Here is a 26,198-nt window from a genome sequence, read left to right as displayed (position 1 = left end):
CTAAATACAGCATGAAAGCAGCCCGTACAGGAAAGTTAAAGCGCCCGGAAGATCAAGCCAGCTTTGTCAGCTGGCGTTTTGCGTTGCTTTGTAGCTGTATTCTGCTGGCGATGGTTGCTCTGATGGTGCGGGCCGCCTATCTTCAGGTGATTCATCCTGAGCAATTGGTTCGTGAAGGGGACATGCGGTCTCTTCGGGTACAGGAAGTGCCAACGGCCCGCGGCATGATTAGCGATCGCGCCGGTCGTCCATTGGCGGTGAGTGTGCCCGTCAATGCGGTCTGGGCCGATCCGAAGGAATTGAACGATCATGGCGGTATCACGCTGGATACGCGCTGGAAAGCACTTTCCGACGCACTGGAAATCCCGCTTGACCAGATGGTCGCCAAGATTAACGCCAATCCCAAAGGGCGCTTTGTTTACCTTGCCCGCCAGGTTAATCCCGCCATCGGCGAATATATCCATAAACTGAAACTACCCGGCATTAATCTTCGTCAGGAATCACGTCGTTACTATCCCTCGGGCCAGGTGACCTCCCATCTGATTGGTTTTACCAATATTGATGGTCAGGGTATTGAAGGGGTTGAGAAAAGCTTCGATCGCTGGCTTACCGGGCAACCGGGTGAAAGGACGGTGCGTAAAGATCGGTTTGGGCGGGTGATCGAAGATATTTCCTCAGTTGACAGTCAGGCGGCTCATAATCTGGTGCTGAGTATTGATGAGCGCCTGCAGGCATTGGTCTACCGTGAGTTGAACAATGCTGTCGCGTTTAATAAGGCTGAATCCGGTACGGCAGTACTGGTTGATGTAAATACCGGTGAAGTGCTGGCGATGGCGAACAGCCCGTCTTACAACCCGAATAATCTGTCTGGTACGCCTAAAGACGTGATGCGTAACCGCGCCATTACCGATATTTTTGAACCGGGTTCTACCGTCAAACCGATGGTGGTCATGACCGCGCTACAGCGTGGCGTGATAAAAGAAAACAGCGTTCTCAATACCTTACCGTATTACGTCAATGGCCATGAAATCAAAGACGTAGCACGCTACAACGAATTGACCCTTACGGGGGTTTTACAGAAGTCGAGTAACGTCGGCGTGTCAAAGCTGGCGTTGGCGATGCCTTCCTCTGCGTTAGTAGATACTTACTCTCGTTTTGGATTGGGAAAAGCGACCAATTTGGGGTTGGTCGGAGAAAGCAGTGGCTTATATCCTCAAAAACAACGGTGGTCTGACATAGAGAGGGCCACCTTTTCTTTTGGCTACGGGCTGATGGTAACACCGTTACAGTTAGCGCGAGTCTACGCCACCATCGGCAGTTTTGGCATTCATCGGCCGCTGTCGATTACCAAAGTTGATCCACCCGTTGCCGGCGAACGTATCTTCCCCGAAGCGCTGGTACGGACCGTGGTTCATATGATGGAAAGTGTGGCGCTGCCGGGTGGTGGCGGTACGAAAGCCGCCATCAAAGGCTATCGAATCGCCATAAAAACGGGTACGGCAAAAAAAGTTGGCCCGGATGGCAAGTACATCAACAAGTATATTGCTTACACCGCAGGCGTTGCACCTGCCAGTAACCCAAGATTTGCTCTGGTCGTTGTCATTAACGATCCGCAGGCAGGGAAATATTACGGCGGCGCGGTTTCGGCCCCGATATTTGGCGCCATCATGGGAGGGGTTTTACGTACGATGAACGTAGAACCTGATGCATTACCCTCCGATGACAAGAACGAGTTTGTAATTAACCAAAAAGAGGGTTCAGGTGGCAGATCGTAATTTGCGCGATTTATTAGCGCCGTGGGTGCAAGACACGCCGGCGTGTGTACTGCGGGAAATGACGTTAGACAGCCGCTCGGCGGCTGCCGGGGATCTGTTTGTTGCTGTTGTCGGCCACAAGACGGACGGACGGCGCTATATTCCGCAGGCAATTGCGCAAGGTGTGGCGGCAATCGTTGCCGAGGCTGAAGGCGATACCAGTGATGGCACGGTGCGTGAAATGCACGGTGTACCCGTGGTTTATCTGAGCAATCTTAATCAGCGCCTCTCGGCGCTGGCCGGGCGTTTCTACCAGCAACCGGCGGAGCGATTGCAGCTTATCGGCGTGACCGGTACGAATGGTAAAACCACCACCACCCAGTTGCTGGCGCAGTGGAGTCAGGCGCTGGGGGAAACCGGTTCGGTGATGGGCACGGTGGGGAATGGTTTACTGGGGCGCGTTGTGCCGACGGCAAATACCACCGGTTCCGCCGTAGACGTACAGCAGGTATTAAGCCAATTGGCCGAGCAAGGCGCCACCGTCACGGCGATGGAAGTGTCTTCTCATGGACTGGTTCAACATCGGGTCGCGGCATTACCGTTTGCGGCGGCCGTCTTCACCAATCTGAGCCGCGATCACCTTGATTATCACGGTGATATGGAAAGCTATGAGGCGGCCAAGTGGTCGCTGTTTGTCGATCACCAGGTCGGGCAGATGATTATCAATGCGGATGATGAAGTGGGACGTCGCTGGCTGGCAAAGTTGCCTGATGCCGTCAGCGTTACCATGGAAAACAATCTGGTTCCCGGCTGTCGCGGCCGCTGGCTGAAAGCGATTGATGTCGATTATCACGACAACGGCGCCACCATCCGTTTCGATTCAAGCTGGGGACAGGGCGAAATTCAGAGCAAATTGATGGGCGCATTCAATGTCAGCAACATGCTGCTGGCGTTGGCGACGCTGTTGTCTCTGGGGTATCCGCTAAGTCAGTTGATTACCGCCGGATCGCAACTGCAACCGGTGTGCGGCCGGATGGAAGTGTTCCACGCCGAAGGCAAACCGACGGTGGTGGTGGATTATGCCCACACGCCGGATGCGTTGGAAAAAGCGCTTGAAGCCGCGCGCTTACATTGCCAGGGGCAATTATGGTGCGTGTTTGGCTGTGGTGGCGATCGTGATAAAGGTAAGCGCCCACTTATGGGGGGGATAGCGGAACAGCTGGCCGATCGGGTCGTCGTCACTGATGACAATCCCCGTAGCGAGGAGCCGCAGGCCATTGTGGCGGATATTCTGACGGGATTACTGGATGCCGGTCGCGTTCAGGTTATTCACGGTCGCGCCGAGGCGGTGACCAGCGCCATCATGCAAGCGAAAGAAAATGACGTTGTGCTGATTGCGGGTAAAGGGCATGAGGATTACCAACTGGTTGGCAATCGCCGTCTGGATTACTCGGATCGCATTACCGTCGCTCGTTTGCTGGGGGTGATCGTATGATTCGCGTTTCCCTGCAACAGCTAGCCTCCGTGCTGAGCGCTCAATTGATCGGCGATAGCATTGATATCGCCGAGGTGTCGACAGATACCCGTAAATTGTCCGCCGGGTGCCTGTTTGTCGCGTTAAAAGGCGAGAAGTTTGATGCACATGATTATGCCCTGGACGCGGTAAAAAACGGTGCGTCGGCTCTACTGGTCAGTAAGCGCTTACCCGTCGAAGTTCCGCAACTGCTGGTGCAGGATACGCGTCTGGCATTAGGGACGCTGGGAGCATGGGTAAGAACGCAGTCGAAGGCCCGCGTCGTGGCGTTAACCGGTTCTTCCGGTAAAACGTCGGTTAAGGAAATGACGGCGGCCATTTTGCGTCAGTGTGGCGATGTGCTTTATACCGCGGGCAATTTTAATAATGACATTGGCGTGCCGTTAACATTATTACGTCTGACGCCGGAACATCAGTTTGCCGTGATTGAGTTGGGCGCCAACCATATCGGAGAGATTGCCTATACCACCGATCTGGTGCGTCCAGAAAGCGCATTGGTTAACAACCTTGCGGCGGCGCATTTGGAAGGGTTCGGTTCTTTGGCCGGCGTCGCGCAGGCAAAAGGGGAGATTTTTGCCGGGCTTTCTGTCGACGGTGTGGCGATTATCAATGCAGACAGCCATGACTTTCCGCACTGGCAGACATTGTTGAATCATAAAACGGTATGGCGTTTTTCCCCACAGGCTGGCAGTGATATCGATTTTTTTGCCAGTGACGTGCATGCCGTCACGCAGGGTACCCGGTTCAATTTGCATACCCCATTCGGGCAGGCAGAGATTACCTTACCGTTACCGGGGCGTCATAACGTGGCTAATGCCTTGGCCGCTACCGCCCTGGCGATGTCCGTTGGCGCCACGCTGGAAGCGGTAAAAGCCGGGTTGGCACAGCTTAAGGCCGTTCCCGGGCGTTTGTTCCCGATTGTGCTGGCCGACGGCAAGTTAGTGCTGGATGACAGTTACAACGCGAATGTGGGTTCTATGACCGCTGCCGCGCAGGTCCTTGCGGACATGCCGGGATACCGTGTGATGGTGGTGGGCGATATGGGCGAACTGGGTGACGATGCCGCCGAATGTCACCGTCAGGTCGGCGAAGCCGCTCGGGTGGCGGGTATCGATAAAGTATTGAGCGTGGGAACGCTGAGTGAGCTGATTAGCCATGCCAGTCGTGATGGCGAGCACTTTCAGGATAAACCCTCACTGATTTCTCGTCTTAACGGGCTGATGTCTGAACATAAAACCATCAGCGTACTGGTCAAAGGCTCCCGCAGTTCAGCGATGGAGCAGGTAGTACACGCATTACAGGAGTATGCAAAATGTTAGTGTGGCTGGCCGAGCATCTGGTCAAACTCTATTCCGGCTTTAACGTCTTTTCCTATTTGACGTTCCGCGCCATTGTCAGCCTGCTGACCGCATTGGTTATTTCCCTATGGATGGGACCGCATTTGATTGCCTGGCTACAACGTTTGCAGATTGGTCAGGTCGTTCGTAACGAAGGGCCGGAGTCGCATTTCAGCAAACGAGGTACGCCGACTATGGGTGGGGTCATGATTCTGGCATCCATCATTATTTCGGTGCTGATGTGGGTCAATCTCTCTAATCCCTATGTCTGGTGCGTACTGTTTGTTCTGATGGGATATGGCGTGGTCGGTTTCGTCGATGACTATCGCAAAGTGGTACGTAAAGACACCAAAGGGTTGATCGCACGCTGGAAATATTTCTGGCAGTCAGTCATCGCATTGGTGGTCGCCTTTGTTATGTATTCGATTGGTAAGGATACGCCGGCCACGCAGCTGGTTGTGCCGTTCTTTAAAGACATCATGCCCCAGTTGGGGCTGCTCTATATCGTGCTGGCCTATTTTGTGATTGTCGGCACCAGCAACGCGGTAAACCTGACTGACGGTCTGGACGGTCTGGCCATTATGCCTACCGTATTTGTTGCCGCCGGGTTTGCTCTGGTCGCCTGGGCAACCGGGAACATGAATTTTGCGGGTTATCTGCATATTCCGTATATCCGCCATGCCAGTGAACTGGTGGTGGTGTGTACCGCGATTGTCGGCGCAGGGCTTGGATTCCTGTGGTTTAACACTTATCCGGCACAGGTGTTCATGGGGGATGTCGGTTCTCTGGCGCTGGGTGGCGCATTAGGCACTATCGCGGTTCTGCTGCGTCAGGAATTTTTACTGGTCATCATGGGCGGCGTGTTTGTTGTCGAGACGCTGTCGGTCATTTTGCAGGTCGGGTCCTTTAAGCTGCGTGGTCAGCGGATTTTCCGCATGGCGCCGATTCATCATCACTATGAGCTTAAAGGTTGGCCAGAGCCGCGCGTGATCGTGCGCTTCTGGATTATTTCGTTGATGCTGGTTCTGATTGGCCTGGCAACACTGAAGGTACGGTAAAAGATGGTGGACTATCAGGGTAAAAAAGTTGTCATTATCGGGTTGGGGCTGACCGGGCTCTCCTGTGTTGATTTCTTTCTCGCGCGTGGCGTGGTGCCGCGCGTGGTGGATACCCGTGTCAGTCCGCCAAGCCTGGATAAGTTGCCACCGACGATAGAACGTCATCTGGGCAGTCTCAATGATGACTGGTTGATGGATGCCGACCTGATTGTGGCAAGTCCGGGGATTGCATTGGCAACGCCAATATTGTGTGAGGCTGAGGAAGCCGGCATTGAGATTGTTGGTGATATTGAACTGTTCTGCCGCGAGGCTCAGGCGCCTATTGTGGCGATTACCGGTTCTAATGGTAAAAGTACGGTGACTACGCTGGTCGGCGAAATGGCAAAAGCTGCCGGATGGCAAGTCGGCGTTGGCGGTAATATCGGCTTACCGGCACTGCAATTGTTGCAGCAAGAGTATCAGCTCTATGTGCTTGAATTGTCGAGTTTTCAGTTGGAGACTACCCGCAGCCTGCATGCCGCCGCTGCGACGATTCTGAATGTAACCGAAGATCATACCAATCGCTATCCCTTTGGTTTACAACAGTATCGTGCCGCAAAGTTACGTATTTATGAACACGCCGAGGTGTGCGTGGTTAACGCTGATGACGCGCTGACCATGCCGGTGCGGGGCGCAGACGCGCGCTGCCGGAGTTTCGGGGTTGACGTTGGTGATTATCATCTGAATCGACAGCAGGGTGAAACCTGGTTGCGGGTCAAGGGCGAACGTGTATTAAACACCCGCGAGATCAAGCTGGTGGGACAGCATAACTATACCAACGCGCTGGCCGCCCTGGCGTTGGCAGATGCGGTCGGTATTCCCCGTGCGCCCGCCTTGACGGCGCTGACGACATTTACAGGACTGGCGCACCGTTTCCAACTGGTGTGGGAGCGCAATGGCGTTCGATGGATAAATGATTCCAAAGCGACCAATGTCGGTAGTACGGAGGCGGCACTCAGCGGCCTGCAAGTAGAAGGAACATTGCATCTGCTATTGGGCGGAGACGGTAAGTCGGCCGATTTTTCGCCATTGCAGCGTTATTTCCAGGGCGACAACATCCGTTTGTATTGCTTTGGTCGTGATGGCGCCCAATTGGCCGCTTTGCGGCCGGAGATCGCTGAGCAAACCGAAACGATGGAACAATCCATGCAACTGATCGCTGCGCGTGTGAAAGCGGGTGACCTTGTTTTACTGTCGCCTGCCTGTGCCAGCCTCGATCAATTCCGCAGTTTTGAGCATCGGGGTGAGGAATTTGCCCGACTGGCGGAGGAGTTAGGCTGATGAGTTTTTTCCGGCTGGCATTTATCGAGCGTCTAAAAAGCTGGGTCATGGGAACGCGTGAAAGCGATACGCTGAGCATCGTTCTGTACGACCGTACGCTGGTATGGCTGACGCTGGGGCTGGCTGTGACGGGATTTGTGATGGTGACCTCCGCATCAATGCCGGTTGGACAGCGCCTTGCCAGCGATCCATTTCTGTTCGCCAAGCGTGATGCTCTGTATTTGGGGCTGGCGTTTGCTTTGTCGCTGGTGACGTTGCGTGTGCCGATGGAGATTTGGCAGCGTTACAGCCCGGTGTTGCTGTTGGCATCAATGGTGATGCTGCTGGTGGTGCTAGCGGTAGGCAGTTCGGTTAACGGAGCGTCTCGCTGGATTTCACTGGGGCCGTTGCGTATTCAGCCTGCGGAATTATCGAAACTGTCGCTGTTTTGTTACCTCTCCAGCTACATGGTGCGCAAGGTGGAAGAAGTCCGTAACAACTTCTGGGGCTTTTGCAAACCCATGGGCGTCATGGTGGTGTTGGCGGTTTTACTGCTTGCCCAGCCGGATCTGGGGACAGTGGTTGTACTGTTTATTACGACGCTGGCGATGTTGTTTCTGGCCGGGGCGAAATTATGGCAGTTCCTGGCGATTATCGGGTGCGGCATGTTCGCGGTTGTCCTGTTGGTTATTGCCGAACCCTACCGTATGCGGCGTGTGACTTCCTTCTGGAATCCCTGGGAAGATCCTTTCGGTAGCGGTTACCAGTTGACGCAATCCCTGATGGCGTTCGGACGTGGCGAACTGTGGGGACAAGGATTGGGAAACTCGGTGCAGAAACTGGAATATCTGCCGGAAGCGCATACCGACTTCATTTTCTCTATTCTGGGTGAAGAGCTCGGCTATATCGGTGTGGTTTTGGCGCTGTTAATGATATTCTTCGTCGCTTTTCGTGCGATGTCCATCGGGCGGCGCGCGCTGGAGATTGATCAGCGTTTTTCGGGTTTTCTGGCCTGTTCCATCGGCATCTGGTTCAGCTTTCAGACCTTGGTAAACGTGGGCGCCGCTGCGGGTATGTTGCCGACGAAAGGACTGACATTACCCTTGATCAGCTACGGTGGCTCCAGTCTGCTCATTATGTCGACGGCTATCGTTTTACTGTTACGTATTGATTTTGAAACGCGACTGACAAAAGCACAGGCGTTTACGAGGAGTGCCCGATGAGTGGCGAAGGCAAGCGTTTGATGGTGATGGCGGGAGGAACGGGGGGACATGTCTTTCCGGGACTGGCTGTTGCGCATCATCTGATGGCGCAAGGCTGGCAGGTACGCTGGCTGGGGACAGCGGATCGTATGGAAGCGGATTTGGTGCCGCAGCATGGGATTGAAATTGATTTTATCCGTATTTCCGGCCTGCGTGGAAAGGGGCTTCGTGCCCAGCTAAGTGCGCCATTGCGCATCTTCCGTGCGGTTCGTCAGGCTCAGGCGATTATGCGCGCGTATAAGCCGGATGTGGTGCTGGGTATGGGCGGCTATGTTTCCGGCCCCGGTGGTCTGGCGGCATGGCTGTGTGGCGTCCCGGTGGTGTTGCATGAACAAAATGGCATTGCCGGACTGACCAACCGTTGGTTGTCTCGCATTGCCAAAAAAGTGTTGCAGGCTTTCCCCGGCGCGTTTCCTGACGCTGACGTCGTGGGTAATCCGGTGAGAACGGATGTGCTGGCATTACCGGCTCCCGAGCGCCGTCTGGCTGACCGTACCGGCCCCGTACGCGTGCTGGTTTTCGGGGGAAGTCAGGGGGCAAGGGTGCTTAATCAGACGCTCCCCGGCGTCGCCGCACGATTGGGTGACCGCGTTACGATTTGGCATCAGGTTGGGAAAGGCGCTCAGCCGGAGGTTGAACAGGCTTATCAACGGGCGGGGCAGTCGCAGCACAAGATTACGGAATTTATCGATGACATGGCCGCCGCCTATGCCTGGGCGGATGTCGTGGTTTGCCGCGCTGGCGCGCTGACGGTCAGTGAGATTGCCGCTGCCGGGTTGCCGGCGTTATTTGTGCCGTTTCAGCATAAAGACAGACAGCAGTATTGGAATGCTTTGCCGCTGGAAAACGTGGGGGCGGCGAAGATTATCGAGCAGCCGCAGTTCAATGTTGACACCGTGAGTGAAACGCTGGCGGGCTGGGATCGGGCAACATTGATGAAAATGGCGCAGCAGGCCCGCGCGGCGGCAATTCCGGACGCCACCGAACGTGTGGCGGCGGAAGTGAGCGCCGTAGCGGACAGTCGAACCACCCGTGTCGTTCATGGGTAAATGGTTCATGGTTAATTCATACAGTATTGCCGGACGATAGCGTGTCCGGGGATGAAACAAGGTAGCGATAGAAAAAAGTGAATACTCAACAACTGGCGAAACTACGTTCAATCGTGCCCGAGATGCATCGCGTCCGGCACATACACTTTGTCGGCATCGGCGGTGCCGGCATGGGTGGTATCGCCGAAGTGTTGGCCAATGAAGGTTATGAAATCAGTGGTTCCGATCTGGCTCCTAATGCGGTAACGCAGCAGTTGGCTGATCTGGGCGCGCAGATCTATTTCCACCATCGTGCCGAGAATGTTCTGAATGCCAGCGTGGTGGTGGTATCCACGGCGATTTCAGCGGATAACCCGGAAATTGTCGCCGCGCATGAAGCGCGTATCCCGGTGATTCGTCGGGCCGAAATGCTGGCCGAGCTAATGCGCTTCCGCCATGGCATTGCGATTGCGGGAACGCATGGTAAGACCACGACGACGGCAATGGTAACCAGTATTTATGCCGAAGCGGGATTGGATCCAACGTTTGTAAACGGTGGTTTGGTTAAGGCGGCGGGAACGCATGCGCGTCTGGGATCGAGCCGTTATTTGATTGCCGAAGCGGACGAAAGCGATGCGTCTTTCCTGCATCTGCAACCCATGGTCGCGATAGTCACCAATATTGAAGCCGACCATATGGATACCTATCAGGGTGATTTTGAAAACCTGAAGCAGACGTTCATCAACTTTTTACATAATTTGCCGTTTTATGGTCAGGCCGTGATGTGTATTGACGATCCGGTTATCCGGGAATTGCTGCCACGCGTTGGGCGTCATATCACGACTTACGGGTTCAGCGACGATGCGGATGTCCGTGTCGCCGGCTATCAACAGATCGGGGCGCAGGGGCATTTCACGCTGGAACGCCAGGATAAGCCGGTGCTGAATGTGACGTTGAATGCTCCTGGCCGTCACAATGCCTTGAATGCGGCGGCGGCCGTCGCGGTCGCGACAGATGAAGGGATTGACGACGACGCTATTCTGCGGGCGCTGGAGCGTTTTCAAGGTACGGGACGTCGGTTTGATTTCCTGGGTGAATACGCGCTTGAGACGGTGAACGGACAAAGCGGCAGTGCGATGCTGGTAGATGATTATGGTCACCACCCGACGGAAGTGGATGCGACGATTAAAGCGGCAAGGGCGGGCTGGCCGGACAAACGTCTGGTGATGGTTTTCCAGCCGCATCGCTATACGCGTACCCGCGATCTCTATGATGATTTCGCTCACGTGTTATCGCAGGTCGATGTTCTGTTGATGTTGGATGTCTATCCGGCAGGGGAATCGCCGATTCCTGGCGCGGATAGCCGCTCTCTGTGCCGCACCATCCGCGGACGGGGTAAGATAGATCCGATTTTGGTGACGGATGTGGATACCTTGCCTGAACTATTGTCACAGGCCCTGCGAGACGGCGATCTGATTTTGGTTCAGGGCGCCGGCAATATCGGCAAACTGGCGCGCAAACTGGCTGATTCCCGATTGCAGCCGCAGATAAATGAATGAGGCTCATCATGACTGAGAAAATTGCTGTATTGCTTGGTGGAACCTCGGCTGAACGCGAAGTGTCGTTACTTTCAGGTCAGGCGGTACTGGACGGTCTGAAAGAAGCGGGGATTAATGCCCACGCTGTCGATACCCGCGAGTTTCCGGTAACGCATTTAAAAGATGAAGGCTTTACCAAAGTCTTTATCGCCTTGCATGGTCGTGGTGGGGAAGATGGCACATTGCAGGGGGTTCTGGAGTTTTTGCAACTCCCCTATACCGGCAGCGGTGTGATGGCGTCGGCGCTGACGATGGACAAGTTACGCACCAAGCTGGTGTGGACGGCGATGGGTTTACCTGTTTCTCCGTATGTTGCGTTGAATCGTCAGCAATTTGCCGCGATCAGTCAGGACGAACTGCTGGAGAAACTGGCGCATCTGGGACTACCGCTGATTGTGAAGCCAAGTCGTGAAGGTTCCAGCGTTGGTATGAGCAAAGTGAATCAAACCAGCGAACTGCATGCGGCGATCGAAGAAGCGTTCCGTCATGACGACGAAGTGTTGGTGGAGAAATGGCTGAGCGGCCCGGAATATACCGTCGCGATTCTTGGCGATGAAGTATTGCCTTCTATCCGTATTCAGGCGGCGGGCACGTTTTACGATTACGAAGCGAAGTATCTGTCCGATGATACCCAGTACTTTTGTCCCAGTGGTCTGTCGGTTGAGAAAGAGCAGGAGCTGGCGGCGTTGTCGCTGGCAGCATACCGCGCGCTTGATTGCAGCGGCTGGGGACGCGTTGACCTGATGATGGATAGCGATGGCGCGTTCTATCTGCTGGAAGTGAATACGTCTCCGGGCATGACAAGTCATAGCCTGGTGCCGATGGCGGCGCGTCAACATGGCCTGAGCTTCTCGCAACTGGTGGCAAAGGTATTGGAGCTGGCTGGCTGATATGTCGCAGGCAGCGCTGAATACACGCGGCCGGGAGCCGGAAGTTAAAGGAACGCGCCGCAGTAACGGGGGACAGCTGGCGGGAATATTGTTCCTGCTGATGGTGATAGGGACGATCGTCTGGGGTAGCTGGATGGTTGTCGAATGGATGAAAGATGCCAGCCGTTTACCTTTATCGCGAATGGTGGTGACAGGCGAGAGGCAATACACCACCAATGACGATATTCGTCAGGCGATTTTAGCGCTGGGATCGCCCGGCACGTTCATGACACAGGATGTGAATGTTATCCAGCAGCAGATTGAACGTTTGCCGTGGATAAAACAGGCCAGTGTTCGTAAGCAGTGGCCGGATGAATTAAAGATTCATCTGGTTGAATATGTTCCGGTGGCTCGTTGGAATGATTTGTTGATGGTTGATGCTCAAGGCAATTCTTTCAGTGTTCCCGCAGAGCGGGTAGGTAACCGCAAGATGCCATTGCTGTACGGCCCGGAAGGGAGTGAAACCGATGTGCTGGAGGGTTACCGGACAATGAATCAGGAACTGGCGGCAAGAAAGTTTACGTTAAAAATGGTTGCGATGAGCGCACGTCACTCGTGGCAACTGGCATTGGATGACGACATCCGTCTTGAATTGGGTCGAGATGATCGGGAGCGGCGACTGGAACGCTTTATCGAGCTTTATCCGCTGTTGCAACGGCAGGCGCAGAGCGATAACAAGCGTATCAGCTATGTTGATCTGCGTTATGACTCTGGAGCAGCCGTAGGTTGGGCGCCGGCCTTGTTTGATCAGCAAAGCGTTGATCAGAAACAAGACATTGATCAGCAACAGAACAGTAATCAGAAACAGAATCAGGCACAGGCTAAACAACAATGATCAAGTCGACGGACAGAAAACTGGTAGTTGGGCTGGAGATCGGTACAGCGAAAGTGGCTGCGCTGGTAGGGGAGGTTCTGCCCGATGGCATGGTCAATATTATTGGCGTGGGCAGTTGCCCGTCACGTGGTATGGATAAAGGCGGCGTCAACGATCTCGAATCCGTCGTCAAATGCGTGCAGCGCGCCATTGACCAGGCCGAGCTGATGGCGGACTGCCAGATTTCCTCTGTGTATCTGGCGTTGTCGGGAAAACACATCAGTTGCCAGAATGAAATAGGGATGGTGCCTATTTCTGAAGAAGAGGTGACTCAGGAAGATGTGGAAAGCGTGGTGCATACCGCCAAGTCCGTGCGCGTGCGTGATGAACACCGGGTGCTTCATGTGATCCCGCAGGAGTATGCCATTGACTATCAGGAAGGGATTAAAAATCCGGTTGGATTATCCGGCGTGCGCATGCAGGCGAAAGTCCACCTGATTACCTGCCATAACGATATGGCGAAGAATATTGTCAAAGCGGTAGAACGCTGTGGTCTGAAGGTAGATCAGCTGATTTTCGCTGGTCTGGCGTCCAGCTACGCCGTGTTGACGGAAGATGAACGTGAGCTGGGGGTGTGTGTCGTGGATATCGGCGGCGGCACGATGGACATCGCCGTTTATACCGGCGGCGCCCTGAGGCATACCAAAGTGATTCCTTACGCGGGCAACGTGGTGACCAGCGATATTGCCTATGCGTTCGGTACACCGCCGACGGATGCGGAAGCGATCAAGGTTCGCCACGGTTGCGCATTGGGCGCGATTGTCGGCAAAGATGAAAATGTGGAAGTCCCAAGCGTTGGGGGGCGTCCGCCGCGTAGTTTACAACGGCAAACGCTGGCTGAAGTGATCGAGCCACGTTATACCGAACTTTTGAATTTGGTAAACGACGAACTTTTACAGTTGCAGGAGCAGTTACGTCAACAGGGCGTCAAGCACCATCTGGCAGCGGGTATTGTACTGACTGGCGGTGCCGCGCAAATCGACGGATTGGCCGCTTGCGCGCAGCGTGTGTTTCATACACAGGTACGCATTGGGCAGCCACTAAATATTACAGGTCTCACCGACTATGCTCAGGAGCCTTACTACTCCACTGCGGTAGGGTTACTGCATTACGGTAAGGAATCTCACCTTGGCGGTGAGCATGAAGTCGAAAAACGTGCCTCAGTGAGCAATTGGTTCAAAAAAATCAATAGCTGGTTGAGGAAAGAATTTTAATTTTATCAAAGAGATCACCTGGCACAATTTTATGATCTCGCAGTTACAGGCACAAAACGGAGAGAAACTATGTTTGAACCAATGGAATTAACCAACGACGCGGTGATTAAAGTCATCGGCGTCGGCGGCGGCGGCGGTAACGCTGTCGAACACATGGTGCGCGAGCGCATCGAGGGCGTTGAATTCTTCGCGGTCAATACGGATGCGCAGGCATTGCGTAAAACCGCCGTGGGCCAGACGATTCAGATTGGTAGCGGTATTACCAAAGGTCTGGGGGCTGGCGCCAATCCGGAAGTCGGCCGCAATTCCGCAGAAGAAGATCGTGAAGCGCTGCGTGCTGCGCTTGAAGGCGCGGATATGGTGTTTATCGCCGCCGGTATGGGCGGTGGTACAGGTACCGGCGCGGCACCTGTCGTGGCTGAAGTCGCGAAAGACCTGGGTATTCTGACGGTGGCCGTCGTGACCAAACCCTTCAATTTTGAAGGCAAAAAACGTATGGCTTTTGCTGAGCAGGGTATCGCCGAGCTGTCCAAGCACGTCGATTCTCTGATCACAATTCCAAACGATAAATTATTGAAAGTATTGGGGCGTGGTATTTCCCTGCTGGATGCGTTTGGCGCAGCCAATGACGTGTTGAAAGGTGCGGTGCAGGGTATTGCCGAACTGATCACCCGCCCTGGCCTGATGAACGTCGACTTTGCGGACGTGCGCACAGTGATGTCCGAAATGGGTTATGCCATGATGGGTTCCGGTGTGGCCCGTGGTGAAGATCGCGCTGAAGAAGCGGCCGAAATGGCGATTTCCAGCCCGCTGCTGGAAGATATCGATCTGTCTGGCGCACGCGGTGTGCTGGTTAACATCACCGCCGGCTTCGACCTGCGTCTGGATGAGTTTGAAACGGTGGGTAATACCATCCGTGCCTTTGCTTCCGACAATGCGACGGTCGTTATCGGTACCTCCCTCGATCCTGATATGAATGATGAGCTGCGTGTAACCGTTGTTGCCACGGGTATCGGTATGGACAAGCGTCCTGAAATTACGCTGGTGACCAATAAGCAGTCTCAGCCAGTGATGGATCATCGCTATCAGCAGCATGGCATGACGCCGCTGACTCAGGAAAAACCGGTTGCGAAGGTGGTGAATGACCAGAATCCGCAAACCAATAAAGAGCCAGACTATCTGGATATCCCGGCGTTCTTGCGTAAGCAGGCAGATTAATACTGTCATATAACGTTGGAATCTCCGCTCTTTGTGCTAAACTGTCCCGCCGAGCCTGGTATATACTAGGTCGGTAGGTTCAGTAACATGCGAGATAAAATGATGATCAAACAACGTACATTAAAACGTATTGTTCAGGCGACAGGGGTCGGTTTACATACCGGCAAGAAAGTCACCCTGACTATGCGTCCTGCACCGGCAAATACCGGGGTCATCTATCGTCGCACTGACTTGAATCCCCCGGTTGATTTTCCGGCTGATGCAAAATCCGTGCGTGATACCATGCTCTGTACTTGCCTGGTTAATGAGCATGACGTGCGCATTTCTACGGTGGAGCATCTTAACGCTGCCCTTGCAGGGTTGGGAATTGACAATATTGTCATTGAAGTTGATGCACCGGAAATTCCAATTATGGATGGTAGTGCCAGTCCTTTCGTTTACCTGCTGTTAGATGCCGGTATTGAAGAGCTGAACAGTGCCAAGAAATTTGTGCGTATCAAACAGCCTGTGCGGGTTGAAGATGGCGATAAGTGGGCCGAGATGACGCCGTTCAACGGTTTCAGCCTGGATTTCACTATCGATTTCAACCACCCGGCTATTGATGCAGGTTCCCAGCGTTATCGTCTGGACTTCTCTGCTGATGCGTTCGTGCGCCAGATTAGCCGCGCGCGTACCTTCGGTTTTATGCGTGATATCGAATACTTGCAGTCTCGTGGGTTGTGCCTGGGCGGTAGTTTCGATTGCGCAATAGTCGTAGATGATTATCGGGTACTGAACGAAGACGGCTTGCGTTTTGAAGATGAGTTTGTCCGCCATAAAATGCTGGACGCCATTGGCGACCTGTTTATGTGTGGTCATAACATCATCGGTGCATTTACTGCCTTTAAGTCTGGTCATGCCTTGAACAACAAACTGTTGCAGGCGGTTCTGGCTAAGCAGGAAGCGTGGGAATACGTCACCTTTGAAGACGAAGCTGAGATGCCGTTGGCATTTAAAGCGCCGTCAACAGTATTGGCGTAACGCTTAGCGCTGTCATTTCTTATTACGACTGGTTTTACTGGTACTCTCTCCGGCCAGTGAAGCCAGTCGTTCTAATATCTTGCGTAGTTTCTCCGGGCTGTGCCCAGCCAAACTCCTTAGTGTTTTCGCGCTTTGCTCACTTAACTGACGTAACGGTTTGTTCTCTGTTTCGTTGGTTGACGTTGTGTCGTTATTTTTCAGGATTTCATGTCCTTTTGCGGCGAGTGATGGATTAATCCTGATGTCGATTGAAGCCAATGATGGTAATATTTGTGCGCGTAATGCAGAGAGCAGGGCGGGTTGTTCATAACGTAACCGCATCAACCAGTTAGCGTTGGCGGTTTCCAGAATAAGCAGGCCTTGACGGTAATTCGCTACGCGGCACCACGGGTGCAATTGTGCAGGAAGCAACCCGCGCACGGCGCGGTTAAGTTTTAATAAGGCGATAGCGCGTTGTTGCACATCACGCAGTGGGCCAGAGCCCGAACCTGATGCGCTATCAAACAGGGACTCCAGTGATTGTGGGCGGCTATCACGCATAAATCAGGCTCCGACGGACGTTAAACTTGTGATTGGTATTCTAAATCGTTGGCGACAATTTGGCAGACGTTATTTCTGGCCGCATCTCCTGTTGGGGATGGTCGCGGCGAGTCTTGGTTTGCCGACAGGGTTGAATGAAGCGCAGGATCTGGCTTCGTTGCCAAATTCTGCATCCAGCGTCAGCCGCCAGAATAATGTATCACTCAGCCTTACCGACCTCGTGGCGCTGAAAGAGGCGCATCGCCGATCGTCTTTTAGTGTGGACTACTGGCATCAGCATGCCATTCGTACTGTCATTCGTCACCTGTCTTTTGCGCTGACGACGCCACAGCAAATTGATGCACAGCAGGCAGATGAGCTACCGTCGCACTCGTTAGTGCTGCTGGATACGCTTAATGCGCTGCTAACGCGTGAAGAAAAAGCGCCGACCGCCGTTCATCAAACAGGGCGCGTATCCCTTTTCCCCCCGACACGTCATCAAACGGGACTCTGGCTTGCCCAGATTCAAGGCATTCGTGCCGGCCCGCACTTCAAAAGCTGAAAAATACGTTATTGATAATTAACAGCTGTAGGACTTTTTCCCAGCATTTTGATGTTGTGCAGCCGCTGGATGAGTGGCATTTGTGAGATTAAAACTATTATGGTCATGAATATACTAACCAAAATTTTTGGTAGCCGTAACGATCGTACCTTGCGCCGTATGCGCAAAAACGTAGAAGTGATTAACCGTCTGGAACCCGCGATGGAAAAGCTTTCAGATGAAGAGCTGAAAGCGAAAACGACGGAGTTTCGCGCCCGTCTGGAAAAAGGCGAAACGCTGGAGAGCCTGTTGCCGGAAGCGTTCGCTGTCGTTCGCGAATCCAGTAAGCGCGTATTTGGTATGCGTCATTTTGACGTACAGCTCATCGGCGGGATGGTATTGAACGAACGTTGCATCGCAGAAATGCGTACCGGTGAAGGTAAAACGCTGACGGCGACGTTGCCCGCTTACCTCAATGCCCTGACGGGACGCGGCGTGCATGTGGTCACGGTGAACGACTATCTGGCGCAGCGTGATGCCGAAAATAACCGCCCTCTGTTTGAATTTCTTGGCCTGAGCGTCGGGATCAACCTGCCTGGCATGCCTGCGCCAGCTAAACGCGAAGCCTATGCGGCAGATATTACTTACGGTACCAACAACGAATATGGTTTTGACTATCTTCGTGACAACATGGCATTCAGCCCGGAAGAACGTGTTCAGCGTAAACTCTACTACGCGCTGGTGGATGAGGTTGACTCCATTCTGATCGATGAAGCGCGGACACCGCTGATCATTTCCGGCCCTGCCGAAGACAGCTCTGAGCTTTATACCCGGGTGAATAAGATTATCCCTCACCTGATTCGTCAGGAAAAAGAGGACTCGGATACGTTCCACGGTGAGGGGCACTTCTCCGTCGATGAGAAATCCCGCCAGGTTAACCTGACCGAACGCGGTCTGGTGCTGGTTGAAGAGTTGCTGGTGAGAGAAGGCATCATGGCAGAAGGTGAGTCGCTGTACTCTCCGGCGAACATCATGCTGATGCACCATGTGACTGCCGCACTGCGTGCCCATGTGCTGTTTACCCGTGACGTGGATTACATCGTCAAAGACGGTGAGGTCATTATCGTTGATGAGCACACCGGTCGTACCATGCAGGGACGTCGCTGGTCGGATGGTCTGCATCAGGCGGTGGAAGCGAAGGAGCATGTGGCGATTCAAAACGAAAACCAGACGCTGGCTTCCATAACCTTCCAGAACTACTTCCGTCTGTATGAAAAGCTTGCCGGGATGACCGGTACGGCGGATACCGAAGCGTTTGAGTTCAGCTCCATTTACAAACTGGACACGATTGTCGTACCGACCAACCGTCCGATGATCCGTAAAGATTTGCCCGATCTGGTTTATATGACGGAGCAAGAGAAAATTGATGCGATCATTGAAGACATCAAAGAGCGTACTGAAAAAGGTCAGCCTGTTCTGGTCGGTACGATTTCCATTGAGAAATCGGAAGTCGTTTCTCATGCGCTGGAAAAAGCGGGTATCAAACACAATGTGTTGAACGCGAAATTCCATGCAATGGAAGCGGACATCGTTGCTCAGGCCGGTCAAACCGGAGCGGTTACCATTGCAACCAACATGGCCGGTCGTGGTACGGATATCGTGCTGGGCGGCAGCTGGCAGGCTGAAATCGCGCATCTGGAAAATCCGGATGAAGAACAAATCGCGGCAATCAAGGCTGCCTGGCAGGCGCGCCATGACGCGGTGCTGGCGGCGGGCGGTTTGCATATCATTGGTACTGAGCGGCATGAATCCCGTCGTATTGATAATCAGTTACGCGGTCGTTCCGGCCGTCAGGGGGACGCGGGATCTTCTCGTTTCTACCTGTCGATGGAAGATGCGTTGATGCGTATTTTTGCTTCCGATCGCGTATCCAACATGATGCGTAAGCTTGGGATGAAACCGGGCGAAGCGATTGAACACCCATGGGTGACCAAAGCGATTGCCAACGCTCAGCGTAAAGTGGAAAGCCGCAACTTTGATATTCGTAAGCAATTGCTTGAATATGATGACGTTGCCAACGATCAACGTCGTGCTATTTATACTCAGCGTAATGAACTGCTGGATGTTTCCGACATCAGCGAAACCATCAACAGCATTCGTGAGGACGTATTCAAGGTCACTATCGATAGCTATATTCCGCCGCAGTCGCTGGAAGAAATGTGGGATACGGAAGGTCTGGAACAGCGTCTGAAAAACGACTTTGATCTGGATATGCCGATTAAAGAATGGTTGGATAAAGAGCCGGAACTGCATGAAGAAACGCTGCGTGAGCGTATTTTCCAGCAGGCTATCGACGTGTATCAGCGTAAAGAAGAGGTTGTGGGCAGCGAAGTGATGCGCAATTTCGAGAAAGGCGTGATGTTGCAGACGCTGGATTCCCTGTGGAAAGAGCATCTGGCTGCGATGGACTACCTGCGTCAGGGTATCCATCTGCGTGGTTATGCCCAGAAGGATCCCAAGCAGGAATACAAGCGTGAGTCGTTCTCAATGTTTGCAGCTATGCTGGAATCGCTGAAATATGAAGTGATCAGCACGTTGAGTAAAGTGCAGGTCCGGATGCCTGAAGAGATTGAAGCTTTGGAGCAGCAGCGTCGTGAAGAAGCGGAGCGCCTGGCTCGCCAGCAACAGCTGAGCCATCAGGAGGAAGATAGTCTGAACACCGGCTCTCCGGTTCATGCCGGGCGTAAAGTTGGTCGTAACGATCCTTGCCCTTGCGGATCGGGCAAAAAGTATAAGCAATGCCACGGTCGTTTGCAGAAATAACGCAACGTCGTATTGAGTCGTAATGCAAAGGCGGTCTTGGACCGCCTTTTACTTGATAGGAAATATCATATCATGGTGCAAAAACAGTTATCTGTTGCGGTAGGTATCATTCGCAATGCGGAGCAACGGTTTTTTATTGCTCGTCGTCCTGTTGGCGTTCATATGGCGGGGATGTGGGAGTTTCCTGGCGGAAAAGTAGAAGAGGGCGAAACGCCTGAACAAGCATTAATTCGCGAGCTGCGCGAAGAGACCGGGATTGAAGCCGAGAGACCAACGTTTCTGAACAAAAAGACGTTTTCTACGTCAGAGCGCGTTATTACGCTGCACTTTTTTCTGGTGGAAAGCTGGCAGGGCGAACCCTATGGCCGTGAAGGGCAATCATCCCGCTGGTTGAACGTGGATGAACTGAAGGAAGACGAATTTCCGCCTGCGAATGCGGAAATGATCCGCTGGTTGAAATCGAACTAACGACGCTTGTAATAACGCCCTTTTTAATAACGCGCCGTGTAAAAAATCACATGAAGCCATTATCTGAAAAGCCTGCGTCATGCCTATGACCCGCTTTACCCGATTCAGATACCGTTTTATCTGCGTGCGGTATCTGAATGTCGGCAGACGCTTTTGGTTGAAGGCGGCACAGCATTAGTGCTGCTGGTCGTCGCTCCAGTCTTCACTGTCTGAAATGATATCATCGCTGGGAATACGCTTCTCTTCATCAGCCCATTCACCGAGGTCAATGAGCTGGCAGCGCTTACTGCAAAATGGTCGATAAACGCTTTTTGCATTCCACACCACCGACTTTTTACACGTCGGACATTGCACCGTTATTGTCTCATTATCCATTTATTTCCTCCTGACAAGTTCCCTTATAACATGTTGATTCTAATCCTGACATTTTCTTCATCGCTGCGTTAACAACAGGCTAAATCGAAAGCTAAATGAGAGGGAATTTGACCGTTTTCACTATCCAGAGCGAGAAAACGAATGGCATAACGCGTTTTATGACCGGATATCTGCGGATAAAGCTGGAGCGCCAGTGCGATACGTAAGCGTAACAGGTCCGCATCGGACGCGTTATCCTGAAAGAAGCCATTCAGGCTGGTTTGTTGGCGGAAGGTACCGGAGTGGCGAATCAGTTCCAGTATCATATCCAGTGATTTCTTTAACGGCGTTAATGAGGCTAACCAGCCTGACACCAGATGCTCACGCTGCTCCTGTGGCTGATGAAGCCAGATATGCAGCGTTGGTAAATCGAAGCTGCAACATCCCCCCGGAATATTCAGCCGCTGGCGAACCATGCTGATCAGACGGTCTTCACGCAGAATTTGCCCCATCCGCGGCGCCGCCATCAGTACCGCAGACTGATCTTTTAACTGGCGTCGCAGGGCGTGAATACGATCCATATCGACGCCTGGCACATCGCTCCACTGCAATAATTTTTGCTGCTGGCGTTCCAGTTCTTTTAATAATTCAGTACGGACATCTCCGCGTTCCAATACGTCCATCAGGTCTGAAATGGAACGAAAGAACGTCAGGGCGCTTCCCATATCGGTCAGGGCATGATTTTGATGTAATTGTTGCAACAACGATTCGATTCGTAACCAGGTACGCGTCTTTTCGTTAAGAGGATATTCAAACAAAATGGTTGAGGAAGCGTCACTCATTCTTAGTAATCCTGTCAGTAGCAGAAGCAGCCAGCTCAAGGTAATGGCGGTGCAGTTCGGCAACGCGTGGGGCGAGTTGTTTCTGACTGCTATTATTATCGATAATATCATCGGCATAAGCCAGGCGTTGCTCTCGGGTCGCCTGCGCCGCCAGTATGTTTTCTGCCTGTTGTCGGCTGGTTCCATCTCGTGCCAGCGTGCGTTCAAGCTGTGTATCCCGGCTGACGTCTACTACCAGAACACGCTGAGCACGTTGTTGCAAGCCGTTCTCTATCAGCAATGGTACCACCCAAAGCAGATACGGTCCGGTTGATGTCTGAAACTGTCGCTGTGTTTCTGCATGAATCAATGGATGCAGCAGATTGTTCAGCCACCGTTTTTCTTCCGGAGAAGAAAAAATGCGTTGACGTAACGCTGAGCGATTGAGGGAGCCGTCAGCATTGAGGATGTTGTCGCCAAATCGGTGTCTGATCGCTTCCAGCGCAGGCGTGCCGGGCTCAACCATCTGACGCGCGATAATATCTGCGTCAATGATGGTTACCCCTAATTTTGCAAACTCATTGGCAACCGTGCTTTTCCCGCTGCCGATACCACCTGTCAGGGCTACGATATATGTCATGGCACCGATTGTGAAAATGAATAAGTAAATTTCATCGATTTTATCCCAAATAAAGGTAAATTCGCAGTCTTGCCGAAGGATTATTACCGCGTATGATAACGTCACTGGGAATGGCATTAATCATTCGGCTTATCGTAGCTGAAAACTTCTTTGCCCGTCGTCGCCACTAACCAGGAATTCAAATCCCATGCGTATCGAAGAAGATTTAAAGTTGGGCTTTAAAGACGTTCTCATCCGCCCTAAACGTTCCACCCTCAAAAGCCGTTCTGACGTTGAACTGGAACGTCAGTTCACCTTTCTCCACGCCGGGGAAGACTGGTCCGGGGTGCCGATTATTGCCGCCAACATGGATACGGTTGGTACATTCCGTATGGCAGAGACGCTGGCATCGTTTGATGTATTGACCGCCGTTCACAAACATTACTCGCTGGAGCAATGGACGCAGTTTGTACAACGTTCATCGGCCGCTGTCCTGCGTCATGTCATGGTATCGACGGGGACGTCCGATGCGGATTTTGTCAGGTTAAAGCAAATTGTCGCGTTGTCGGCGGAGCTGAAATTTATCTGTATCGATGTGGCGAATGGTTATTCCGAGCACTTTGTCACTTTCCTGCAAAAAGCGCGTGAAGCTTTTCCGGATAAGGTGATTTGTGCGGGTAACGTCGTGACGGGGGAAATGGTTGAAGAACTGATCCTCTCTGGTGCGGATATCGTGAAAGTCGGTATTGGACCTGGTTCGGTTTGTACTACCCGGGTCAAAACCGGGGTTGGCTATCCGCAATTGTCCGCGGTGATTGAATGTGCTGATGCCGCACACGGACTGGGTGGACAAATCGTCAGTGACGGTGGCTGTTCTGCGCCGGGGGACGTTGCCAAAGCGTTTGGCGGCGGCGCTGATTTTGTCATGCTGGGAGGCATGTTGGCCGGGCATGATGAATGTGAAGGCACGATTGTCGAGGAAAATGGCGAAAAAATGATGCTGTTTTATGGCATGAGTTCGGCTTCGGCGATGGAGAGACACGTAGGCGGCGTTGCCGAATACCGTGCAGCGGAAGGTAAAACCGTTAAGTTGCCTCTGCGCGGTCCGGTGGATAATACCGTGCGCGACATCCTGGGGGGATTACGTTCAGCCTGTACGTATGTCGGCGCATCCCGCCTGAAAGAGTTGACCAAACGCACGACGTTTATCCGTGTCGCTGAACAGGAAAACCGTATTTTCAACGGGTAATGGCCGTTTCTTTTGATGGCATTGGCTGGATCACCCTCCAGCCAATACATTACCTAACTGAAAGATAGGCAGATACATGCCTACCACGATTGCTCCGACCATCCCTCCTACCACCATCATCAATATGGGCTCCAGCGTTTGAGTGAGGTTTTCGGCCTGCTGCTCTGTCTTTCTTTCATACCACTGTGCTAACTGTGCAAATAGCGTATCTAATGCCCCCGTTTCTTCGCCGACGCTAATCAGTTGCTGGCAGGGCGCGGGAAACAGCATGATGAATTGCCGGGTGGCGTGATGCAGGGTAATGCCCTGATGAATCTGCTCTTGTATTTGCCGTACGGCTGATTGGTAGAGAGGATGAGGGATCGTGGCGGCGGCATCCAGTCCGGCAGGCAAGGTCAACCCTGCATATTGAGTCATGGCCAATATGTTGAATATCTGATTCAGACATTTCCCTCGAATCAGGCCTGATATCACCGGTATTTTAAGTAAACACGCCTGCTCTCTTTCCCGCCATGCCCGCCTGCGGCTTCGCAGGCCGATATAAACCATCAATAAGGCCGTGAATAGGAGTAGTGCAGCCAAACCGTAATGGACTCCCCAGCTTGCCAGGCGCATCAACTGCTGGGTAAACCAGGGAAGCGGGGTATCAAATGAAGCGTATAGGTTGGCAAACTCCGGTAATACCAGAGTCAACATCATGGTGCTGACCAGCAACGCGACAGCCAATACGAAGCAAGGATAGCGCAGTGCTTTAATGACCTTGCGCTGTAGATGGCACTGTTTTTCCTGTTGGTGCGCCAGTTGCAGACAGCATTCATCGAGTTTCCCGGTGAGCTCGCCGACGGCGATCAAGGAACGATAGACGACGGGAAAGATGTGCGGGTAGTCAGCAAGCGTTTCAGATAGCGCTTTCCCCTGCGCAACCTGGATTCCGATGTCTTTGAGAACACAGCGCCAGCCGGGACGTTCATGCTGCTCTGCGAGCAGTTTCAGCGCATCCAATAAAGGGAGCCCCGCCTGTAGCAGTGTCGCCAACTGTTTGATCAACTCACCAAGATGCTCATTTTTCCAATAACGCGGTGATAGATATTGTCCCGTTTTGAGAGACAAGGGCTGATAGCCCTGCGCAATGAGGCGGATATAAGCCTGATGCCGATGGAAATCAATTATTTCGCCATGCGCGAACTCGCCTTCCGGTGTAATCGCCTGCCAGTGATATAAGCGCTCCTGCTTCATACTGTTTCTGCCTTACCCGCAATATTGTCGCCAACGACACGATACACTTCGGCTATCGACGTTATTCCCTCATTAACCAGAGATAATCCAGTCACAAACAGTGTAGGAAAGCCTGCATTACGCGAGAGTGCGGCTAACTGACGGTCACTGGCGTTGCTGACCAGCGCCTGCTGGAGCGCCGGTGTCACAACCAGTAATTCGTGTATGGCGATGCGGCCGTAATAGCCGGAAAAGCAGTGGCTACAACCTTGCGCTTGCCAATGATTCAAGGGGCCATGCCATATTTCGTCAGGAAAATGGCGGAGGGGTTCGCTCTGGGTTTTGCAGTGCGGACATAAACGGCGGACCAACCGTTGTGCTATGACTAACTTCAGTGCTGTGGCAAGCAGATAGCCGGGAATACCGAGGTGACTCAATCGGCTCAGCGTTTCTACTGCGGAGTTGGTATGCAGCGTGGACATGACCAGATGCCCGGTTTGCGCTGCTTTAACGGCTATTTCTGCGGTTTCGGCATCGCGGATTTCGCCAATCATGATCACGTCCGGGTCCTGACGTAACAGGGCGCGTAGTATCCGACTGAAATCGAGATCGGCTTTCGGGTTGACCGCCGTCTGGTTAATACCGGGCAGGGGGATCTCAATGGGATCTTCAACGCTGCAAATATTACGGCTGACATCATTCAGCCACCGAATGGCGCTATAGAGCGTCACGGTTTTTCCGCTGCCTGTCGGTCCGGTAACCAGAATCATTCCCTGAGGGGCGCTAAGTATCTGGATAAACTGCGCCAGCGCGTTTTCGGACATCCCCAGCTTGCCGAGTATCAACTCCTGCTGATGGGTTTGTAAAATGCGCAACACCACTTTTTCTCCCTGCTGTACCGGAAGTGTTGCAATGCGTAATGAGTAGGTTTGCTGATCCAGCACCAGGCTGAATTGCCCATCCTGCGGTAAACGGCGTTCAGCGATATTCAGTTTGCCCATGATTTTCAGCCGTGCGGTCAGCCTCGCTGTCAGTTCCGCGGGTGGCGCGGCTATTTCCTGTAACACCCCATCAATGCGCAGCCGGAGCCGGTAGTAGGTCAGCAAAGGCTCAAAATGAATGTCTGAGGCCCGGCGCTGAATAGCCAGCCGCAACGTCTGATCAATAAACTGAACGACAGGAGGATCGTCGTCGCCGGTGGGGCTATCCGGTTGAGTGGGCGGCGCTGTCGCGGGCTTTTCAATGATATTTGCCGGATTAAGCTGCTGCTCCATTTTTGCCTGCGGCCATTGCTCGACTAATATCCGGCGGTTACCGGCAAAACGCAGGGCGGCGATCATCTCTGCTGAGGGGGAAGCACTGACCGCAACGGAAATCGTTTGTTCGTCCAGTCCCACTAGCAGGGCATGATAACGGCGGCACAGTTGCTGCAATTCGTCCATCAGATGCTTGGCGTCAGTCATC

At 53.1% G+C, this 26,198-nt stretch carries 23 protein-coding genes; 17 read left to right on the top strand and 6 right to left on the bottom strand.

Features of this window, described 5'->3' with window-relative positions; translation table 11 throughout:
- Nucleotides 1-11: 11 nt before the first annotated feature.
- The 13 genes from DDT52_RS05390 to lpxC all read left to right on the top strand — a co-directional run bounded on the left by DDT52_RS05390 (nt 12) and on the right by lpxC (nt 16,125).
- Nucleotides 12-1,775 (top strand): peptidoglycan glycosyltransferase FtsI, encoded by a 1,764-nt coding sequence (locus DDT52_RS05390; RefSeq protein ID WP_136155449.1) that lies wholly within the window; start codon nt 12-14, stop codon nt 1,773-1,775.
- The gene (murE, locus tag DDT52_RS05385; RefSeq protein WP_136155448.1) at nt 1,762-3,249 is read left to right on the top strand and encodes a UDP-N-acetylmuramoyl-L-alanyl-D-glutamate--2,6-diaminopimelate ligase; all 1,488 of its coding nucleotides are present in this window, start codon (nt 1,762-1,764) and stop codon (nt 3,247-3,249) included. Before DDT52_RS05390 ends, murE begins: the two co-directional genes overlap by 14 nt.
- Complete coding sequence (gene murF / locus DDT52_RS05380; RefSeq protein ID WP_136155447.1) at nt 3,246-4,607, top strand: UDP-N-acetylmuramoyl-tripeptide--D-alanyl-D-alanine ligase; 1,362 nt, start codon at nt 3,246-3,248, stop codon at nt 4,605-4,607. The genes murE and murF overlap by 4 nt, the downstream gene beginning before the upstream one ends.
- Nucleotides 4,601-5,683, top strand: a complete 1,083-nt coding sequence (mraY, locus tag DDT52_RS05375; protein WP_136155446.1) for a phospho-N-acetylmuramoyl-pentapeptide-transferase — start codon at nt 4,601-4,603, stop codon at nt 5,681-5,683. Before murF ends, mraY begins: the two co-directional genes overlap by 7 nt.
- Nucleotides 5,684-5,686: 3 nt before the next feature.
- Complete coding sequence (murD, locus tag DDT52_RS05370; RefSeq protein WP_136155445.1) at nt 5,687-7,003, top strand: UDP-N-acetylmuramoyl-L-alanine--D-glutamate ligase; 1,317 nt, start codon at nt 5,687-5,689, stop codon at nt 7,001-7,003.
- A complete protein-coding gene (ftsW, locus tag DDT52_RS05365; RefSeq protein WP_136155444.1) occupies nt 7,003-8,205 on the top strand; it encodes a cell division protein FtsW in 1,203 nt (400 codons plus the stop codon). Before murD ends, ftsW begins: the two co-directional genes overlap by 1 nt.
- The gene (gene murG / locus DDT52_RS05360) at nt 8,202-9,293 is read left to right on the top strand and encodes an undecaprenyldiphospho-muramoylpentapeptide beta-N-acetylglucosaminyltransferase (protein WP_136155443.1); all 1,092 of its coding nucleotides are present in this window, start codon (nt 8,202-8,204) and stop codon (nt 9,291-9,293) included. The genes ftsW and murG overlap by 4 nt, the downstream gene beginning before the upstream one ends.
- A 77-nt stretch (nt 9,294-9,370) precedes the next feature.
- Nucleotides 9,371-10,831: a UDP-N-acetylmuramate--L-alanine ligase gene (gene murC / locus DDT52_RS05355; protein WP_136155442.1), complete on the top strand. Its 1,461-nt coding sequence runs from the start codon at nt 9,371-9,373 to the stop codon at nt 10,829-10,831.
- A gap of 8 nt (nt 10,832-10,839) precedes the next feature.
- On the top strand, nt 10,840-11,760 hold the full coding sequence (locus tag DDT52_RS05350) for a D-alanine--D-alanine ligase (protein WP_136155441.1): 921 nt from the start codon (nt 10,840-10,842) through the stop codon (nt 11,758-11,760).
- Nucleotide 11,761: 1 nt separating this feature from the next.
- Nucleotides 11,762-12,634 carry a cell division protein FtsQ gene (gene ftsQ, locus DDT52_RS05345; protein WP_109052475.1) on the top strand — a complete coding sequence of 291 codons (873 nt, stop codon included), beginning with the start codon at nt 11,762-11,764 and terminating at the stop codon, nt 12,632-12,634.
- Entirely contained in the window at nt 12,631-13,887 is a 1,257-nt protein-coding gene (gene ftsA / locus DDT52_RS05340) for a cell division protein FtsA (protein WP_136155440.1), read from the top strand. Before ftsQ ends, ftsA begins: the two co-directional genes overlap by 4 nt.
- 69 nt (nt 13,888-13,956) lie before the next feature.
- Nucleotides 13,957-15,105, top strand: coding sequence for a cell division protein FtsZ (gene ftsZ, locus DDT52_RS05335; protein ID WP_109052477.1), 1,149 nt, complete (start codon nt 13,957-13,959; stop codon nt 15,103-15,105).
- A 102-nt stretch (nt 15,106-15,207) separates the two neighbouring features.
- The gene (lpxC, locus tag DDT52_RS05330) at nt 15,208-16,125 is read left to right on the top strand and encodes a UDP-3-O-acyl-N-acetylglucosamine deacetylase (RefSeq protein WP_109052674.1); all 918 of its coding nucleotides are present in this window, start codon (nt 15,208-15,210) and stop codon (nt 16,123-16,125) included.
- 12 nt (nt 16,126-16,137) lie between these two features.
- Here lpxC and DDT52_RS05325 read toward each other — a convergent pair whose 3' ends face one another.
- Nucleotides 16,138-16,665: a DUF721 domain-containing protein gene (locus DDT52_RS05325; RefSeq protein ID WP_136155439.1), complete on the bottom strand. Its 528-nt coding sequence runs from the start codon at nt 16,663-16,665 to the stop codon at nt 16,138-16,140.
- A gap of 28 nt (nt 16,666-16,693) precedes the next feature.
- On the opposite strand from DDT52_RS05325, the gene secM reads away from it, so the two are divergent.
- The 3 genes from secM (at nt 16,694) to mutT (ending at nt 20,476) form a co-directional block, all read left to right on the top strand.
- Nucleotides 16,694-17,206, top strand: a complete 513-nt coding sequence (secM, locus tag DDT52_RS05320) for a secA translation cis-regulator SecM (protein ID WP_136155438.1) — start codon at nt 16,694-16,696, stop codon at nt 17,204-17,206.
- Between the two features lie 99 nt (nt 17,207-17,305).
- Nucleotides 17,306-20,008, top strand: a complete 2,703-nt coding sequence (gene secA, locus DDT52_RS05315) for a preprotein translocase subunit SecA (RefSeq protein WP_136155437.1) — start codon at nt 17,306-17,308, stop codon at nt 20,006-20,008.
- A 72-nt stretch (nt 20,009-20,080) separates the two neighbouring features.
- Entirely contained in the window at nt 20,081-20,476 is a 396-nt protein-coding gene (gene mutT, locus DDT52_RS05310; protein WP_136155436.1) for an 8-oxo-dGTP diphosphatase MutT, read from the top strand.
- A 174-nt stretch (nt 20,477-20,650) separates the two neighbouring features.
- On the opposite strand, the gene yacG is transcribed toward mutT, so the two are convergent.
- The 3 genes from yacG to coaE all read right to left on the bottom strand — a co-directional run bounded on the left by yacG (nt 20,651) and on the right by coaE (nt 22,291).
- The gene (gene yacG, locus DDT52_RS05305; protein WP_136155435.1) at nt 20,651-20,851 is read right to left on the bottom strand and encodes a DNA gyrase inhibitor YacG; all 201 of its coding nucleotides are present in this window, start codon (nt 20,849-20,851) and stop codon (nt 20,651-20,653) included.
- Nucleotides 20,852-20,919: 68 nt separating this feature from the next.
- Nucleotides 20,920-21,672: a cell division protein ZapD gene (zapD, locus tag DDT52_RS05300; protein WP_136155434.1), complete on the bottom strand. Its 753-nt coding sequence runs from the start codon at nt 21,670-21,672 to the stop codon at nt 20,920-20,922.
- Complete coding sequence (coaE, locus tag DDT52_RS05295) at nt 21,665-22,291, bottom strand: dephospho-CoA kinase (protein ID WP_136155433.1); 627 nt, start codon at nt 22,289-22,291, stop codon at nt 21,665-21,667. The genes zapD and coaE overlap by 8 nt, the downstream gene beginning before the upstream one ends.
- 187 nt (nt 22,292-22,478) lie before the next feature.
- Between coaE and DDT52_RS05290 the strand changes: the two genes are divergently transcribed.
- A complete protein-coding gene (locus tag DDT52_RS05290; protein ID WP_136155432.1) occupies nt 22,479-23,519 on the top strand; it encodes a GMP reductase in 1,041 nt (346 codons plus the stop codon).
- Between the two features lie 30 nt (nt 23,520-23,549).
- Here the strand turns inward: DDT52_RS05290 and hofC are convergent, their stop codons facing one another.
- The gene (hofC, locus tag DDT52_RS05285; protein WP_136155431.1) at nt 23,550-24,755 is read right to left on the bottom strand and encodes a protein transport protein HofC; all 1,206 of its coding nucleotides are present in this window, start codon (nt 24,753-24,755) and stop codon (nt 23,550-23,552) included.
- A complete protein-coding gene (gene gspE, locus DDT52_RS05280; protein ID WP_136155574.1) occupies nt 24,752-26,197 on the bottom strand; it encodes a type II secretion system protein GspE in 1,446 nt (481 codons plus the stop codon). The genes hofC and gspE overlap by 4 nt, the downstream gene beginning before the upstream one ends.
- Between the last annotated feature and the right edge of the window lies 1 nt (nt 26,198).

Source organism: Brenneria roseae subsp. roseae (genome assembly GCF_003115845.1).
Classification (GTDB): Bacteria; Pseudomonadota; Gammaproteobacteria; order Enterobacterales; family Enterobacteriaceae; genus Brenneria; species Brenneria roseae.
The sequence above is the reverse complement of the archived record's forward strand: the minus strand, read 5'-3'. Positions and strand labels throughout refer to the sequence as shown.